The sequence below is a fragment of the Isoptericola sp. BMS4 genome, from assembly GCF_011634835.1.
Taxonomy (GTDB): domain Bacteria; phylum Actinomycetota; class Actinomycetes; order Actinomycetales; family Cellulomonadaceae; genus Isoptericola.
In genome coordinates, this window is the sequence record NZ_SIRP01000001.1 from 35,574 (window position 1) to 49,518 (window position 13,945).

Genomic DNA, 13,945 nt, shown 5'->3' on the forward strand with positions numbered 1-13,945 from the left:
ACGGTGTGAGACGTGACACACACCGCACCCGCCGGCGCGCACGTCGACCCGGACGTCGGCGCCCTGCTCGAGCCGTACCGTGGCGAGCTCACGGGCTACTGCTACCGGATGCTCGGCAGCGGCTTCGAGGCCGACGACGCCGTGCAGGAGACCATGCTGCGCGCGTGGCGCGCCTACGACCGGTTCGAGGGGCGCTCCTCGCTGCGGTCGTGGCTGTACCGGATCGCCACCAACGTGTGCTTCGACCACCTCGGCTCGTCGAAGCGTCGCGAGCGGCCGATGGGGTTGGGCGGGCCGCAGCCCGCCGAGCAGGAGTACTTCGGCGACGTCCTGCCCGAGGAGCGGTGGGTCGAGCCCGTGCCCGACGACGCGGTGCTGCCGCGCGCCGGCGACCCCGCCGACGTCGCCGTCGGTCACGAGTCGATCCGGCTCGCGTTCGTCGCGGCGCTGCAGCACCTGCCGGCCCGGCAGCGGGCCGTGCTGATCCTGCGTGAGGTGCTGCGCTGGTCGGCGGCGGAGGTCGCCGCCCTGCTCGACACGACGGTCGCGTCGGTCAACAGCGCGCTGCAGCGCGCCCGCGCCACCCTCGGCAGCAAGGCGCTGCGCCGGGACCCGGACGCCGAGGACGGCGACGCCGCGTCGGCGCCCGAGCGGTGGGGCGCCGTCGACGAGGACCTGCTGGCGCGGTACCTCGACGCGTTCGAGCGCTACGACATGGAGGCGCTCGTCGCGCTGCTGCGCGAGGACGCGGTGCTCAACATGCCGCCGTACACGATGTGGGTGCGCGGCCGCGACGAGGTGGTGCGGTGGATGACGGGGCCCGGCGCGGGGTGCCGGGGATCGCGCTGCCTGCCGGTGCGGGCCAACGGGTCGATGGCGTACGCGCAGTACCGCGCCGACCCGACCGGCGGCTGGTCCCCCTGGGGTCTGGCCGTGCTGGAGGACGACGGGCAGGGCCGCATCACCGGCATCACCACGTTCCTCGACACCGCGACCTGGTTCCCCCGCTTCGGGCTGCCCGAGCGCCTCGACGAGGCCCCCGCCCGGACCGCTGCGCCCGTGGCCTGACGCGGCGGGTGCGAGGCCCGCTCCCCGGGCGGGTGAGAGGCTGTGGCCCATGAGCCTCATGCTGCTGGACACCGCGTCGCTCTACTTCCGGGCGTTCTACGGTCTGCCGGACTCGCTGCGCTCCCCCGACGGGCGGCCCGTCAACGCGGTGCGCGGGCTGCTGGACACGATCGCCTTCCTCGTCACGGAGCACGGCCCGGACCGGATGGTCGCCTGCTGGGACGACGACTGGCGCCCCGCGTTCCGGGTGGCGGCGATCGGCAGCTACAAGGAGCACCGGGTCGCGCGGCTCACCCCCGACGGCGAGCCGGACGTCGAGGAGGTGCCCGAGGGCCTGCAGCCGCAGGTGCCCGTCATCGTCGACGTGCTCGCCGCGCTCGGGCTGGCCCGCGTGGGCGCGCCCGGCTTCGAGGCGGACGACGTCATCGGCACCCTCACCGCGCGCGAGGTGGCCCGCGGCATGGCGGCGTCGGCGCCGGTGCCGGGCGCGGCCGGGGCGGCCCTGCCGTCGAGCGTCGACATCGTCACCGGCGACCGCGACCTCTTCCAGCTCGTGGACGACGACGCCGGGGTGCGCGTGCTGTACCCGGCGCGCGGGGTCCGGGACCCCGACGTCGTCGACCAGGCCCGGCTGGCAGAGAAGTACGGCGTCCCCACGGGCGCCGCGTACGCGGACATGTCGATCCTGCGCGGCGACCCGTCCGACGGTCTGCCCGGGGTGGCCGGGATCGGGGAGAAGACGGCCGCCAAGCTCGTCGGCGCGTTCGGCGACCTCGACGCGGTCCGCGCGGCGGCCGAGTCCGGGGCCCCCGGCCTCACCCCGTCCCAGCGCCGCAGGCTGACCGAGGCCGCCGCCTACCTCGACGTCGCGCCCACCGTCGTCCGGGTGGCGCACGACGCGCCCGTGGCGGAGGTCGACGACGCGCTGCCGCGCGAGCCCTCCGACCCCGACGCGCTCGACGCCCTCGTCGAGCGGTGGGGCATCCGCTCCAGCGTGGACCGCGTGCTCACCGCCCTCGCCGCGCGGTAGCGGAGGGGTCAGCGCCTGAAGACGCAGAACTCGTTGCCCTCGGGGTCGGCCATGACGGTCCAGCCGATCTCGTCGTCCTGGGCGCGGAGCACGGTGGCGCCGCGGGCGACGAGGTCGTCGAGGGTGACGCCGTCGTTCAGCGTGACGTCCCAGTGCACGCGGTTCTTCACCGTCTTCGGCTCGGGCACCGGCACGAAGTCGAAGGACTCGAACGACTCCGACGGCACGCCCGCGCTCTCGTCCAGCCAGGAGTACTCGCCGTCGGTGCTGAGCACCCCGCCCAGCAGCCCGTGCCAGAACTCTCCGAGGACGCGGTGGTCCGCGCACGCGACGACGACGTCCTTGAGGCGGTAGGCCGGCGCGTCGTCGTAGGTGAACACGCAGGACTCACCGCCGTCCGGGTCGGCGAAGGTGGTCCACGGGAAACGCCCCGTCTCGGACACCTGCGGGACACCCGCGAAGTCGTCGAGCGACCTCGCGCGCACGTCGAGGTGCACCCGGTGCTTGACCGTCTTCGGCTCGGGCACGGTGTTGATCCACACCGTCTGCTCGGGCCGGTCGCCGCGCAGCACGACGTCCCCGTCGTCCAGCGCCTCGGCGCGCAGCCCGAGCGTGCGCGCCCAGAACTCTCCCATCGCTGCGGCGTCGGTGGCGTCGATGCACAGGTCCTTGAACGTCACGAGGCTCATCCGCCCCACCCTAGAGCGCTGTGGGCGTGAGATCCGCAGTATTTCCGGCGGAATACCGCAGATCTCACGCCCACAACAGCAGGGGTGTCAGCCGAGCAGCTCCTCGACGACGTCGGCGGCGCGCCGCGTGCCGCCCTCCGCGCGCGAGGCGGCCTGCAGCTCGGTGGAGCGGCGCGCGACCTCCGGGTCGGCGGTGAGCTCGAGCAGCGCCGCCCGCAGCGCCTCCGCGGTGGCGTCGTCGGTGTCGAGGCGGCGGGCGACACCGAGCTCGACGAGCCGGTCCGCGTTCATGAACTGGTCGACCGCCTGCGGGACGGCGATCATCGGGACGCCGGCGAGCAGTCCCTCGCTGCTACCGCCCATCCCCGCGTGCGTCACGAACGCGTCCGCCTGCTCGAGGATCGCGCGCTGCGGCACCCAGGAGTGCGCCTCGACGTTCGAGGGGAGCTCGCCGAGCTCCGCCAGGTCGACGTACTTCCCGATCTGCAGCACGACGTGCCAGCCGGGCAGGTCGCCGAACGCAGCCAGGCACCGGCGGTAGAACTCCGGCTGCCGGGTGTACGCCGAGCCGAGCGAGACCAGGAGCACGCGCTCCGCGCCGGCCGGCCGGGACCACTCGTCGAGGTCCGCCCGGGGGTCGAAGCACGGGCCGACGAACGTGCACCGGTCCGTGTCGACACGGTCCGCCTCCGGCTGCATCGCGCGCGGGATCATCGCCAGGACCCGCTCCGGAGCTCCCGGGAACGCGTCCATGTCGGTGGTCGTGGCCCCGCTGCCGGCCAGCCAGCGGGTGAACTTCTCGCGGTACGCGTCGGCCCCGGGCAGCTGCCACAGCGGCGCCGCCACCTCCTGGTCGTAGCCCTCCCAGGCCACGAAGGTCGGGGACAGCTGCAGCACGGGCCGGTCCTGCGACTCGCCCAGGGCCCGCGCGGAGTACCCGCCGATGTCGTACAGGTAGACGTCGGCCGGGTCGTCGTCGTAGAAGGCGCGCAGCTGCGGCAACGCCTGGATCTGGTCGTCGAGGAACGTCTCCATGGCGCCGATCGGGTCCTCGGGCCAGTCGTTGTCGGCGACCGGCAGCGTGGAGGTGACGGGGACGAGCTCGGCACCGGTGGCCTTGATCAGGTCTGTCACCTGCGGGTCGTTCGCGTACGTGACCCGGTGCCCCCGTGCGACGAGCTCGCGGACGATCTCCAGGCTGGGCAGGACGTGGCTGACGGCGGGGATGCCGACCATCGCGACGTGGGCGGGGCGAGGCATGCGGGATCACTCCAGAGCGGTCGGGGTCGGCGTCGGCCCCATCCTTTCCGCAGCCCGACCGCCGTGGCCAGCGCATTTGCTGTCCGTCCGAGAGCGTTGTGGGCGCGAGTTTGGCGCTATTTCCTCCGAAATAGCGCCAAACTCGCGCCCACAACACTGCTGGGCCGGGGTGTCAGCCGGTGTTCTGCAGGCCCGCGGAGACGCCGTTCACGGTGAGCAGCAGCAGGTGGCGCCAGCGGTCCTTGTACCCGCCGTCGACCCACGTGCCGGAGTCGGTGGTGATGCCCTCGCTGGCGCCCTCGGTACGCAGCGCGCGCAGCGCCCGCACCTGCAGCAGGGACAGGGCGTCCACGTACGGCGAGCGGAGCTGCACGGCCCGGCCGAGGACCCGGCGGTTCGCCAGCGGCCACTCGTTGCCCGTCACGCGCAGCACCCACTCGCGGGTGAGGCGCAGCTCCTCGAGCACCATGTCCGCGAGGTCGTCGCGGTCGCCGAGCGCGAGGTACTGCGCGGCGATGCCCTCGTCCGTCTTGGCGAGCGCCATCTCGACGTTGTCCAGCAGCGTGGTGAACAGCGGCCACTCGCGGTACGCGGCACGCAGCTCGTCGAGGCCGCCCTCGCGCACGCCGTGCTCCCGCAGCGCGGTGCCGAGGCCGAACCAGCCGGCCAGGTTGATGCGCGCCTGCGACCAGGAGAACACCCACGGGATGGCGCGCAGGTCGTCGAGGGAGTTGACCGACAGGCCGCGCTTGGCGGGCCGGGAGCCGATCGGCAGGAGCCCGACCTCCTCCAGCGGCGTCACCTGGGCGAACCACTGCGGGAAGCCCTCGGACTTCACGAGCCCGTGGAACCGGGCGCGCGACGACGCGTCGAGCGACGACGCGAGCGGCTCGAACCGGCGGGTGGCCTCCGCGTTCCGCTTCTCCACCGTGGGGGCCGACGCCAGCAGCGTGGCCGCGGCGACCTGCTCGATGTGCCGCGCCGCGATGGTCGGGTCACCGTAGCGAGCCAGGATCACCTCGCCCTGCTCGGTGAGCTTGAACCGGCCGTCCACGGAGTGCGGCGGCTGCGCGAGCACCGCGCGGTTCGCGGGGCCGCCGCCGCGGCCGAGGGCGCCGCCGCGGCCGTGGAACAGCGTCAGGGTGATGTCGTGCCGCTCCGCCCACTGCGCGATGCGCTCCTGCGCGGAGTGCAGCGCGAGCGTCGCCGCGACCGGTCCGACGTCCTTCGAGGAGTCCGAGTAGCCGAGCATGACCTCGACGCGGCGGTCGTTCTCGGCGAGCCGGCGCTGCACCTGCGGGAACTCCAGCGCGGCCTCGAGGATGTCGACCGAGTTCTCCAGGTCGTCGAAGGTCTCGAAGAGCGGGATCGCGTCGACGACGGGCGCGTCGTCGGTGCCGTCGAACGCGAGCTCGGCGAGCCGGTAGACGGCCTCGAGGTGCTCGGGCGCCTGCGTGAACGACACGATGTACCGGCGGGCGGCACGCTGGCCGAACCGCTTCTGCACGGCGCCGAGGGCGCGGTAGGTGTCGAGCACCTCGCGCGTGCGGTCCGACAGGTCGCCGTGCACGCCCTTCTCCGCGATCTCGTCGAGCGCCGCGGCATGCACCTGCGAGTGCTGCCGGACCTCGAGCTCGGCCAGGTGGAACCCGAAGGTCTGCACCTGCCACACGAGACGCTGCAGGTCGCCGTACGCGGCGCGCGGCGCCCCGGCCTCCTCGAGGGAGGCCTGCACGACCCGCAGGTCGGCGACGAGCTCCTCCGGGACGGCGTAGGCCAGGTCGGCGTCCCGGCGGCGGGTCGCGGCGACACGGCCCGCGATCGCGAGGACGGCGGCCCGGTGGGGCTCGTTCGGCGAGTCCGCCGAGGCCTGCGTCGTGAGGTCGTCGGACAGCTGGCGCATCCGCTGCCACAGCGCCTTGAGGTCCGCGGACGCGGGAGTGCCGTCGTCGTCGAGGGTGAGCTGACGGCCGGTCTCGCGGGCGGCGGCCTCGAGCGCGGTGAGGGCGTGCTCGGCGGCCAGGGTCGCGGCCTGGCGGGTGACCTCGGCGGTGACGTTCGGGTTGCCGTCCCGGTCGCCGCCGATCCACGTGCCGAGGTACACGAACGGGCGCGCGACGGGCGCGGTGTGCCCGGCGTCGCCGTCGAGCAGCCAGTCGTCCAGGCGCCGGTACACCTCGGGGAACGTGCGGAACATCGTGGCGTCGAAGACGCCCATCGCCGTCTTCACCTCGTCGATGACGGACGGCTTCTTCTCGCGGATCGGCGACGTGCGCCACATGGTGTCGATCTCGGCGAGCAGGCGGCGCTCGTTCTCCGCGAGGGTGGTGCCGCCCGGGCGCAGGATGTCACGCTCGGCCAGCAGGCCGGAGATGCGGCGGACGGCGCCGGAGACGGCGCGGCGGCGCGCCTCGGTCGGGTGCGCGGTCAGGACGGGACGGAACTCGAGCTCGCCGAGGCGGCGCAGCGCCTCGTCCCGGCCGACCTCCTCCGCGAGCTGCGTGAAGGCCTGCGGCAGCGAGTCGTCGACGTCGCCCGCGGCGCGCTCGGACTCGCGGGCCCGCAGCGAGCGCACGCGGTGGTACTCCTCCGCGAGGTTCGCCAGGTGGAAGTAGCACGTGAAGGCCCGCGCGACCTGCTCGGCGCGCTCCAGCGGGAAGGCGGCGACGACGTCGGCGGCCTCGGCCAGCGCCGCACCCCCGTCGTCCGCCCCGTAGGCGCGGATGGTCAGCTCGCGCAGCCTCTCGACGTCGTCGAGGAGACTCTGCCCTCCTGCCTCGCGCAGGACGGTGCCCAGCATGCCTCCGAGCAGCCGGATGTCCTCGCGCAGCTGGTCGGGCATCTCGTGCCGTGCGACCACGCGTTCGATCGAGCCGGTGGATCCCAGGTTCTCGCTCACGGGACTAGAGGGTAAGCGGAACTGCCCTTGAACCGTGCATTGCGTCCGGACAGTGGTCGCCGGAACGGCGACGGTGCTGGTCGACGGCGTTCCTCACAGGGTCGCCGCCGCGAGGGCGTCGGCGCTCCCCGCGAGCCCGATCTCCACCCGGGCGACGTCGGCGAGCGGGACGGCCGACGCCGCCGCCAGGCCGGCCGACGCCGGACCGGAGGCCGTCCAGGTCGCGGCGACGGTGCGTCCGCCGTCGCGGTCGACGAGGACCAGCTCGTACACCGCCGGGCCCCCCGCGGGCCCCGGGTCGTAGCGACCGTCTCCGGTCGCCGTGGCGGACGGGTAGGTGCAGGTCCACGACAGGCTCGTCCCCCACGCCCTCGGCGTCGCGGTGAGCGTGGCGGTGACGTCCGCCACGCCCTGGGGGGCGAGGTCGACGGTCCGTGTCCCCTCGGCCGGCCCCGACCCGGCGGCCGGCACAGGGCCGGGGTCGCCGTCGAACGCCCCGCCCCACGCGAGGCCGGCGGCGGTGCCGCCGAGCACGAGCGCGACGGCCGCGACCGCCGCCAGCGACCGGCGGCGGGCCCGGGACCGCCGGGCCGCGCGCACGAGCCGGTCGAGGGGCACGACGTCGCCCTCCCCCGGCGCGACCGCGGGGAGGTCGGCCGCGACGACGTCCTCGGGCGCGACCCCGCGCAGCAGCCCGGGCACCCCCGCGAGCTCGGCCACCGCCGCGCGGCAGTCCGCGCACGTCGCCAGGTGCTCCTCGAACGCGTGCCGGTCCGCCGGCCCGAGCGCCCCGAGCACGTACGCGGCGTCCCACTCGCGGTACGGGTCGGTCGGGGTCATGACGTGACTCCCTTCTCCTGCAGCGCGAGCCGCAGCGCGCGCAGCGCGTAGTGCATGCGGGACTTGACGGTCCCGGGCGGGACCTGGAGCTCGTGCGCCAGCTCCGCGACGCTGCGGCCCCGGTAGTAGGCGCCGACGACGACGGCCCGGTGCTCGGGCGACAGCTCGCCGAGGGCGTCGGCGACCAGCCAGCCGTCGAGCACGGCCTGCGTCTCGTCCGGCCCCGGCGACTCGGGCAGCCGCTCGGCGACGCGCTCGCGCGCGTGCCGGGCGCTGCGCAGGTGGTCGACGACGAGATGGCGCGCGACGGTGAACAGCCAGGCCCGGACCGACTCCTCGGGGCGCTCCAGCACGTCCGGGTGCCGCCAGAGCCGCAGCAGCGCCTCCTGGACGACGTCCTCCGCGTCCGCGTCGTCGGGCACGAGGCGGGCGACGAACCGGTGCAGCGCCGCGGCGTGGGCGCCGTGGATCGCCTCGAGGAGCGCCTCGTCAGTCGCCATCCGCCCGCACCAGCTCCAGCGAGAACTCGACCGCGCCCGTGTCGTCGACCCGCACGAAGCCCAGCGAGGGCGCCGCGACGCCGAAGTCCGCGAACTCGACGGGCACGCTCCCGACGACCTGCGCGCCCGACGCCGTGGTGACGACCTCCGCGTCCACCTCGACGTCCCGGCCGACCCCGCGGATCGTCAGCTCGCCCGGCAGCGTCACGGCGGACTCGCCCGCCGTGAGCGCGACGGGCTCCGTCAGCTCGAACGCCGCGCTCGGGTAGGTGCCCACCTGCATCACGGTGCCACGGAAGTAGGCGTCGCGCGGCGGCTCGTCGGTGGCGACGCTCGCGACGTCGACCTCGACCCGAGCCGCCGTGACCGCCCCTCCGGAGACCGTGACGCTGCCGCTCACCTCCTCGGTACGTCCCGTCACCGTGACGTCCTCGCCGCGCAGCACCTCGTGCACGCGGTAGCCGGCGAACGACCCGTCGGCCACGACCCACGCGCCGTCGAGCGCCGCCGGGTCGCCCGGGGCCGTCCCCGTCGCGGCGACCGTCGGCGCGTCGGCCGCCGCCCGGTTGGCCCGGTCCGCGTACAGGCCGGGGCCGAACCACGCGGCGGCTCCCCCGACCAGCAGCACCGCGACGCCCGCGCCGACCAGCACCTTGGTCCGTGTGCGCACGTCCGCTCCCTCCGCCGCGCAGGGTGCCGTCCGCCCCTGCTCTCTCCTCGACCACGACGGGTGAGCGGCCCGTCCGGTTCATTCGTACGGACCTGAACCGCGCGGGCACCGGCGCCGTCGTACCGGGAGAGGGCACCGATCGAAGGAGGCACCATGCGAGGCAGCAGCACCACGCTCCGGCGCATCCGGGCCCGGCGGGCCGTCGCGCTGGCCGCGGCGTGCACGCTCGCCGGCGCGCTGGCGGCGTGCTCGGACGGCGGGCCCGGTGGCGGGTACGGCGGCGGGGGCGCGGACGAGGAGCCCGGCGGGACCGCGTCCGACGCGACGCTCGCCACGGCGGACAGCGACCTCGGCGAGATCGTCGTCGACGGCGAGGGCATGACCGTGTACTACTTCTCGAACGACGAGCCGGGGTCCGGCGAGAGCGCGTGCACGGACGACTGCCTCGCCGCGTGGCCGCCGGTGCACGCGGACGGCGAGGACCCCCAGGTCGACGGCGTCACCGCGGAGGTCGGCACGATCACGGGCAACGACGGCGAGCTCCAGGTGACGCTCGACGGCCGCCCGCTCTACCTCTACGCCCAGGACGCGCGGCCCGGCGACGTCACCGGCCAGGGCGTCGACGACGTCTGGTGGGTGGTCGCGCACGACGGCGCGGAGGTCACCAAGGCGTCCGACTCGGGCGGCGGGTACTGACGGCCGGGTGCAGCCTGGAGTCCGGGGGCGGTGAAGCCCCGGACGGTGAGGTCGCGTGGCTGGTGCGCCGGTCGGCACGTGGATGGTGCTCTGCGCCGCCGCGGAAGCCGTGGGGATGTCCGCGGCGGCCGCGGCCGCGCGCCTGTCCACGGCGACCGTCGGAGAGCCCTCCACCCCCGGGGAGACGGTGGTCGCGCTCGCGCTGGTGACGGCGGGCGGCCTCGTGGAGGGCACGGCGCTGGGGCTCGCGCAGGCGACGGGGCTGCGCGCGTGGCGGCGACGGCTGCGCACCGCGGGCTACGTCGCGGCGACCGTCGTCGTGGCGGGCCTCGGATGGGCCGGGGCGTCGGCCCCCGCGGCGCTCGCCGGCGCCGCGGACGAGAGCGCCGGCCCTCCCGCGTGGCTGGTGATCGCGGGGGGCGCGGCGCTCGGTGCGGTGCTGGGCACGCTGCTCGGCGCGGCCCAGGCGGCCACCCTGCGCCGGCAGGTGCCGCACCCGTGGCGGTGGATCGGGGCCAACGCCGTCGCCTGGATCCCTGCGATGGCCCTGATCTTCGCGGGCGCCACCACTCCCGCGGAGGGCTGGCCGCTCGCCGCGGTGATCGGGACCGGCACCCTGACAGGCGCCCTCGCCGGGGCGGTGCTCGGCGCCCTGCTGGGCCTGCGCCTCCCGTCCCTGGACCCCGACGGTGACTAGTCCTCGCCCTCGAAGAGCCCGCCGTCGAGGAGCCAGTGGTAGCGCAGCCGCAGAGCACGTTCGGTGCTGGCCAGGAGCGTGGCCACCACGAGCGCGACGTTGAGCGACGGCGCGAGCCGGACCGGGGAGACGAAGGTGCCGAACCGGTCGGCGACGGGCGGGATGGCCGAGACCTGCTCCACGATCTGGGGCACGCCGAGGACCAGGGCGACGACGAGCACGGCCACGGACACCGCCCCGAGGGCGCGGCTCAGGCCCGGGCGACGGCGCTCCAGCCGCGCACGGCGGCCCTCGGCCGACGCCGGGTCCGGAGCGAGCTGCCGCTCCGTCCCGTCGTCGGCCACGTAGTGGCAGCGGCGCAGCCCGTAGCTGCTGGCCGCCACCTGCACCACGCCGCCGGTCACCGGGAGCTCGGCCGGGAGCTTCGACGTGGCGTGGTGGACGCCGTCGCGGTACAGGCGGGCACGGACCTCGCCGTCGTCCGAGTCGCCCCACAGGCGGACGTCGACGGACCACGTCTCCGGCCCGTCCGGCCCGGCGAGGCGCAGGTGGAGCAGCGAGCGGGAGAGGGGCTGCCACCACCGGAAGCGCGGCAGGGGGTGCCCGTCGCCGGGCTTCACCCGCCGCGCGGCGCGGCGGCGTCTCCAGTCCGAGAACACCCGAGGAACGTAGCAACGCGCCCGCCGGGGCGCCTGGCGGGCGCGCGGCCCCCGGTCGGGTCAGGACGCGAGGTCAGGACGCCGCGTACGCGCCCTGCCACACGGTGTCGAACGGGGTGCGTGCGGCCACGCGCTCCTCGATGCCGGCGGTGACCATGTCCTTCGCCACCCGGACGGCGTCCGGGACGGTCGCGCCCTTGGCGAGCTCGGCCGTGATCGCCGCGGCGAACGTGCACCCGGCGCCGGAGACGCGCTCCTCGCCGACCTTGGCCGCGGCGAGGATCGTCACGTCCTCGCCGTCGAACACCACGTCGACGGCGTCGGGGCCGGGCAGCTCGACGCCGCCCTTGGCGACCACGTAGCGGCGGCCCTGACCGGTGTCGAGCTTGGCGTGGATGCGGCGCGCCGCCTCCGCGAGGTCGTCGACGGAGGCGATCTCGTCCATGCCGGCGAGGGTCTTCGCCTCGAAGAGGTTCGGGGTGACGACGGTGGCCAGCGGCAGCACCCGCTCGCGCAGCGCCGTGTCGGTGTCGAGGGCTGCGCCGGGCTCCTGGCCCTTGCAGATCAGCACCGGGTCGAGCACGACGTGCCGCCACGGCTGCGCCTCGAGCGCGCGGGCGACGACGTCGATCGTGTCGGGGGTGCCGAGCATGCCGACCTTGACGACGTCGAGGGCGTGGGTCGCCGTGGCCGCCTCGACCTGGTCGGCGATCACCTGCGGGTCCACCGGCACGAACCGGTGGCCCCAGTCGTGCTTCGGGTCGAACGAGACGATGCAGGTCAGCGTGCCGACGCCGTAGGCGCCGAGCTGCTGGAAGGTCTTGAGGTCGGCCTGGATGCCGGCGCCGCCGGTGGCCTCGGACCCGGCGATGACGTACGCGAGCGGGGGCGTGGTGCTCATGGGGGCACAGCCTACGACGGGCCGGTTCCGAGAAGTTTCCAAGAACGGCGGCGGACGCTGGCTGCATGAGCGTCACCACTCCCCGGGCCGCGACACCCGGCCCGACGGACCCCACCGGCCCCGCGCACCGCGCCGCGCCCGTCGTGCCGCGCGGACGACGACACGCCCCGGGCTCCGTGCTGCTGCGCCTCCTCCTGGTCGTGGGCGCGGCGGGCGTCGTGGCCTTCTGGTGGCCCGGCGCCGCCCCCGTGGCGGGCGGACCGGGCGAGGCGCTCAGCGGCGCCGGCGACCTCGCGGGTCTGCTCGCCTCGTTCCTCGTGTGCGCACTGCTGCTGCTCGTGGCCCGGGTGCCGTGGTTCGAGCGCGCCGTGGGCATGGACCGGCTGGTGGCCTGGCACCGGAACCTCGGCGCGAGCGTCGTGCTGCTGGTCGCGACGCACGTGGTGCTCGTCGTGGTCGGCGGGGCGATGCTCGACGCCGCCACACCCTGGGCCGAGACGCTCACCCTGGTCCGTACCCGCCCCGAGCTGCTGTCCGCCGTGGTCGGCACCGCGCTCTTCCTTGCCGTCGGGGCGACCAGCGCCCGCCTGCTGCGCCGGTACCTGTCGTACGAGGCCTGGTACGCGGTGCACCTGACGGTGTACGCCGGGGTCTACCTGGCGTTCGGGCACCAGCTCGCCGCCGGGACCCACTTCGTCGCGTCCCCGGTGGCGCGCGCCGTGTGGACGGGGCTGTACGTGGCGACGGCGGCCGCGATCGTGACGTGGCGCGTGGCCCAGCCCCTGTGGCGGCTGGGCCACCACCTGGGGCGCGTGCAGGCCGTCGTGCCGGAGACGCCCACCACGACGAGCGTCTGGGTCTCGGGCCCCGGGGTGGCGGCCCTCGGCGGCCAGGGCGGCCAGTTCTTCCTCGTGCGCTTCCTGACCCGCGGGCACCTGGGCACGGCGCACCCGTACTCGCTCTCCGCGCCGCCGGTGGGCGGGCTGCTGCGCTTCACGATCGGCGCGCTCGGCGACCACTCGTCCGGGGCCCGTGGCCTGCGCCCCGGGACCCGGGTGCTGCTGGAGGGCCCGTTCGGGCGCACGACGGCCGACCGCGCGCGCTCCGCGCGGGTGCTCCTCGTGGCAGGCGGCGCGGGGATCGGCCCGATCCGGGCCCTGGCCGAGGAGCTCTACCGTCGCGGCAAGGACGTCGTGGTGCTGCACCGTGCCCGCACGGCGGACGAGCTCGCCCTCGGGCACGAGATGGCGCCCGTCCCCGGGCAGCGGTACGTCGCGCTGCCGGGCCGGCGCGCGGAGCTCGGGTACGACCCCCTGTCCGCGACGGCGCTGCGCCGGCTCGTGCCCGACGTGGCCGCACGCGAGGTGTTCGTCTGCGGCCCGCCGGGACTCGTCGACACCGTACGCCGGTCCGCCTCCGCGCTCGGGGTGCCCCGCAGCGCCGTCCACCACGAGGAGCTGAGCCTGTCATGACCGCACGATTCCGAGGAACGCTGATCTACGTCGGCAGCCTCGCCGCGATCGGCGTCGCCGCCGTGGCCCGGTTCGGGCTGGTGCCGGCCGACGAGGCGACGACCGCCGCCACCGGGACCGGCAGCACGGCCACCGGGACGACGCCGGGCGCCACCGGCACGACGTCCGGCGGCACGGGGTCCTCGGGCACCGGCTCGCCGTCCACCGGGAGCAGCGACGGCGAAGGCAGCACGGGCGGCTCCGGGCCGTCGGACACGAGCGGCTCGTCGACCACGACGAGCTCCGAGGTCACGGTCGCCGGCGACGTCGCGCAGACGCGCTACGGTCCCGTCCAGGTGACGGTGACGTTCGACGGCTCGCGGATCGTCGACGTGCAGACGGTCCAGGTGCCCGGCGGCCACCCGGAGAGCGAGCAGATCAACGCGTACGCGGCCCCCGAGCTCGCGCAGGAGGTGCTCGACGCCCAGTCGGCGCAGATCCACACGGTCAGCGGCGCGACCTACACGTCCGAGGGCTACCGCGAGTCGGTGCAGTCCGCGATCGACAGCCGGCAGGGGTGACGGC

At 75.3% G+C, this 13,945-nt stretch carries 14 protein-coding genes; 6 read left to right on the forward strand and 8 right to left on the reverse strand.

From position 1 onward, the window contains the following. Positions 1 to 12: 12 nt before the first annotated feature. Both EYB28_RS00145 and EYB28_RS00150 read left to right on the forward strand, forming a co-directional pair. Positions 13 to 1,068: a sigma-70 family RNA polymerase sigma factor gene (locus EYB28_RS00145; protein WP_166843818.1), complete on the forward strand. Its 1,056-nt coding sequence runs from the start codon at positions 13 to 15 to the stop codon at positions 1,066 to 1,068. A 49-nt stretch (positions 1,069 to 1,117) separates the two neighbouring features. After that, on the forward strand, positions 1,118 to 2,098 hold the full coding sequence (locus tag EYB28_RS00150) for a 5'-3' exonuclease (RefSeq protein WP_166843821.1): 981 nt from the start codon (positions 1,118 to 1,120) through the stop codon (positions 2,096 to 2,098). Positions 2,099 to 2,106: 8 nt separating this feature from the next. Here the strand turns inward: EYB28_RS00150 and EYB28_RS00155 are convergent, their stop codons facing one another. The 6 genes from EYB28_RS00155 to EYB28_RS00180 all read right to left on the reverse strand — a co-directional run bounded on the left by EYB28_RS00155 (position 2,107) and on the right by EYB28_RS00180 (position 8,956). Beyond that, a complete protein-coding gene (locus EYB28_RS00155) occupies positions 2,107 to 2,787 on the reverse strand; it encodes a VOC family protein (protein WP_166843823.1) in 681 nt (226 codons plus the stop codon). A gap of 87 nt (positions 2,788 to 2,874) precedes the next feature. Continuing rightward, positions 2,875 to 4,047, reverse strand: coding sequence for a macrolide family glycosyltransferase (locus EYB28_RS00160; protein WP_240930314.1), 1,173 nt, complete (start codon positions 4,045 to 4,047; stop codon positions 2,875 to 2,877). Between the two features lie 172 nt (positions 4,048 to 4,219). Further along, positions 4,220 to 6,889 carry a phosphoenolpyruvate carboxylase gene (locus EYB28_RS00165; protein WP_166851426.1) on the reverse strand — a complete coding sequence of 890 codons (2,670 nt, stop codon included), beginning with the start codon at positions 6,887 to 6,889 and terminating at the stop codon, positions 4,220 to 4,222. Between the two features lie 150 nt (positions 6,890 to 7,039). Further along, complete coding sequence (locus EYB28_RS00170; RefSeq protein WP_166843825.1) at positions 7,040 to 7,786, reverse strand: anti-sigma factor; 747 nt, start codon at positions 7,784 to 7,786, stop codon at positions 7,040 to 7,042. Further along, positions 7,783 to 8,286 carry a sigma-70 family RNA polymerase sigma factor gene (locus EYB28_RS00175; protein WP_166843827.1) on the reverse strand — a complete coding sequence of 168 codons (504 nt, stop codon included), beginning with the start codon at positions 8,284 to 8,286 and terminating at the stop codon, positions 7,783 to 7,785. The genes EYB28_RS00170 and EYB28_RS00175 overlap by 4 nt, the downstream gene beginning before the upstream one ends. Further along, positions 8,276 to 8,956 (reverse strand): YceI family protein, encoded by a 681-nt coding sequence (locus tag EYB28_RS00180; protein WP_166843829.1) that lies wholly within the window; start codon positions 8,954 to 8,956, stop codon positions 8,276 to 8,278. The genes EYB28_RS00175 and EYB28_RS00180 overlap by 11 nt, the downstream gene beginning before the upstream one ends. Positions 8,957 to 9,109: 153 nt before the next feature. On the opposite strand from EYB28_RS00180, the gene EYB28_RS00185 reads away from it, so the two are divergent. Continuing rightward, entirely contained in the window at positions 9,110 to 9,652 is a 543-nt protein-coding gene (locus EYB28_RS00185; RefSeq protein WP_166843831.1) for a hypothetical protein, read from the forward strand. A gap of 55 nt (positions 9,653 to 9,707) precedes the next feature. Then, entirely contained in the window at positions 9,708 to 10,349 is a 642-nt protein-coding gene (locus EYB28_RS00190) for a hypothetical protein (protein ID WP_166843833.1), read from the forward strand. Here EYB28_RS00190 and EYB28_RS00195 read toward each other — a convergent pair. Both EYB28_RS00195 and EYB28_RS00200 read right to left on the reverse strand, forming a co-directional pair. After that, the gene (locus tag EYB28_RS00195; RefSeq protein ID WP_166843835.1) at positions 10,346 to 11,008 is read right to left on the reverse strand and encodes a hypothetical protein; all 663 of its coding nucleotides are present in this window, start codon (positions 11,006 to 11,008) and stop codon (positions 10,346 to 10,348) included. The genes EYB28_RS00190 and EYB28_RS00195 overlap by 4 nt on opposite strands. Positions 11,009 to 11,081: 73 nt before the next feature. Continuing rightward, on the reverse strand, positions 11,082 to 11,909 hold the full coding sequence (locus tag EYB28_RS00200) for a hydroxymethylpyrimidine/phosphomethylpyrimidine kinase (protein WP_166843838.1): 828 nt from the start codon (positions 11,907 to 11,909) through the stop codon (positions 11,082 to 11,084). A 65-nt stretch (positions 11,910 to 11,974) separates the two neighbouring features. Between EYB28_RS00200 and EYB28_RS00205 the strand changes: the two genes are divergently transcribed. Together EYB28_RS00205 and EYB28_RS00210 are read left to right on the forward strand one after the other, a co-directional pair. Then, positions 11,975 to 13,381 carry a ferredoxin reductase family protein gene (locus EYB28_RS00205; protein WP_166843840.1) on the forward strand — a complete coding sequence of 469 codons (1,407 nt, stop codon included), beginning with the start codon at positions 11,975 to 11,977 and terminating at the stop codon, positions 13,379 to 13,381. Continuing rightward, a complete protein-coding gene (locus tag EYB28_RS00210; protein ID WP_166843841.1) occupies positions 13,378 to 13,941 on the forward strand; it encodes an FMN-binding protein in 564 nt (187 codons plus the stop codon). Before EYB28_RS00205 ends, EYB28_RS00210 begins: the two co-directional genes overlap by 4 nt. Positions 13,942 to 13,945 lie beyond the last annotated feature (4 nt).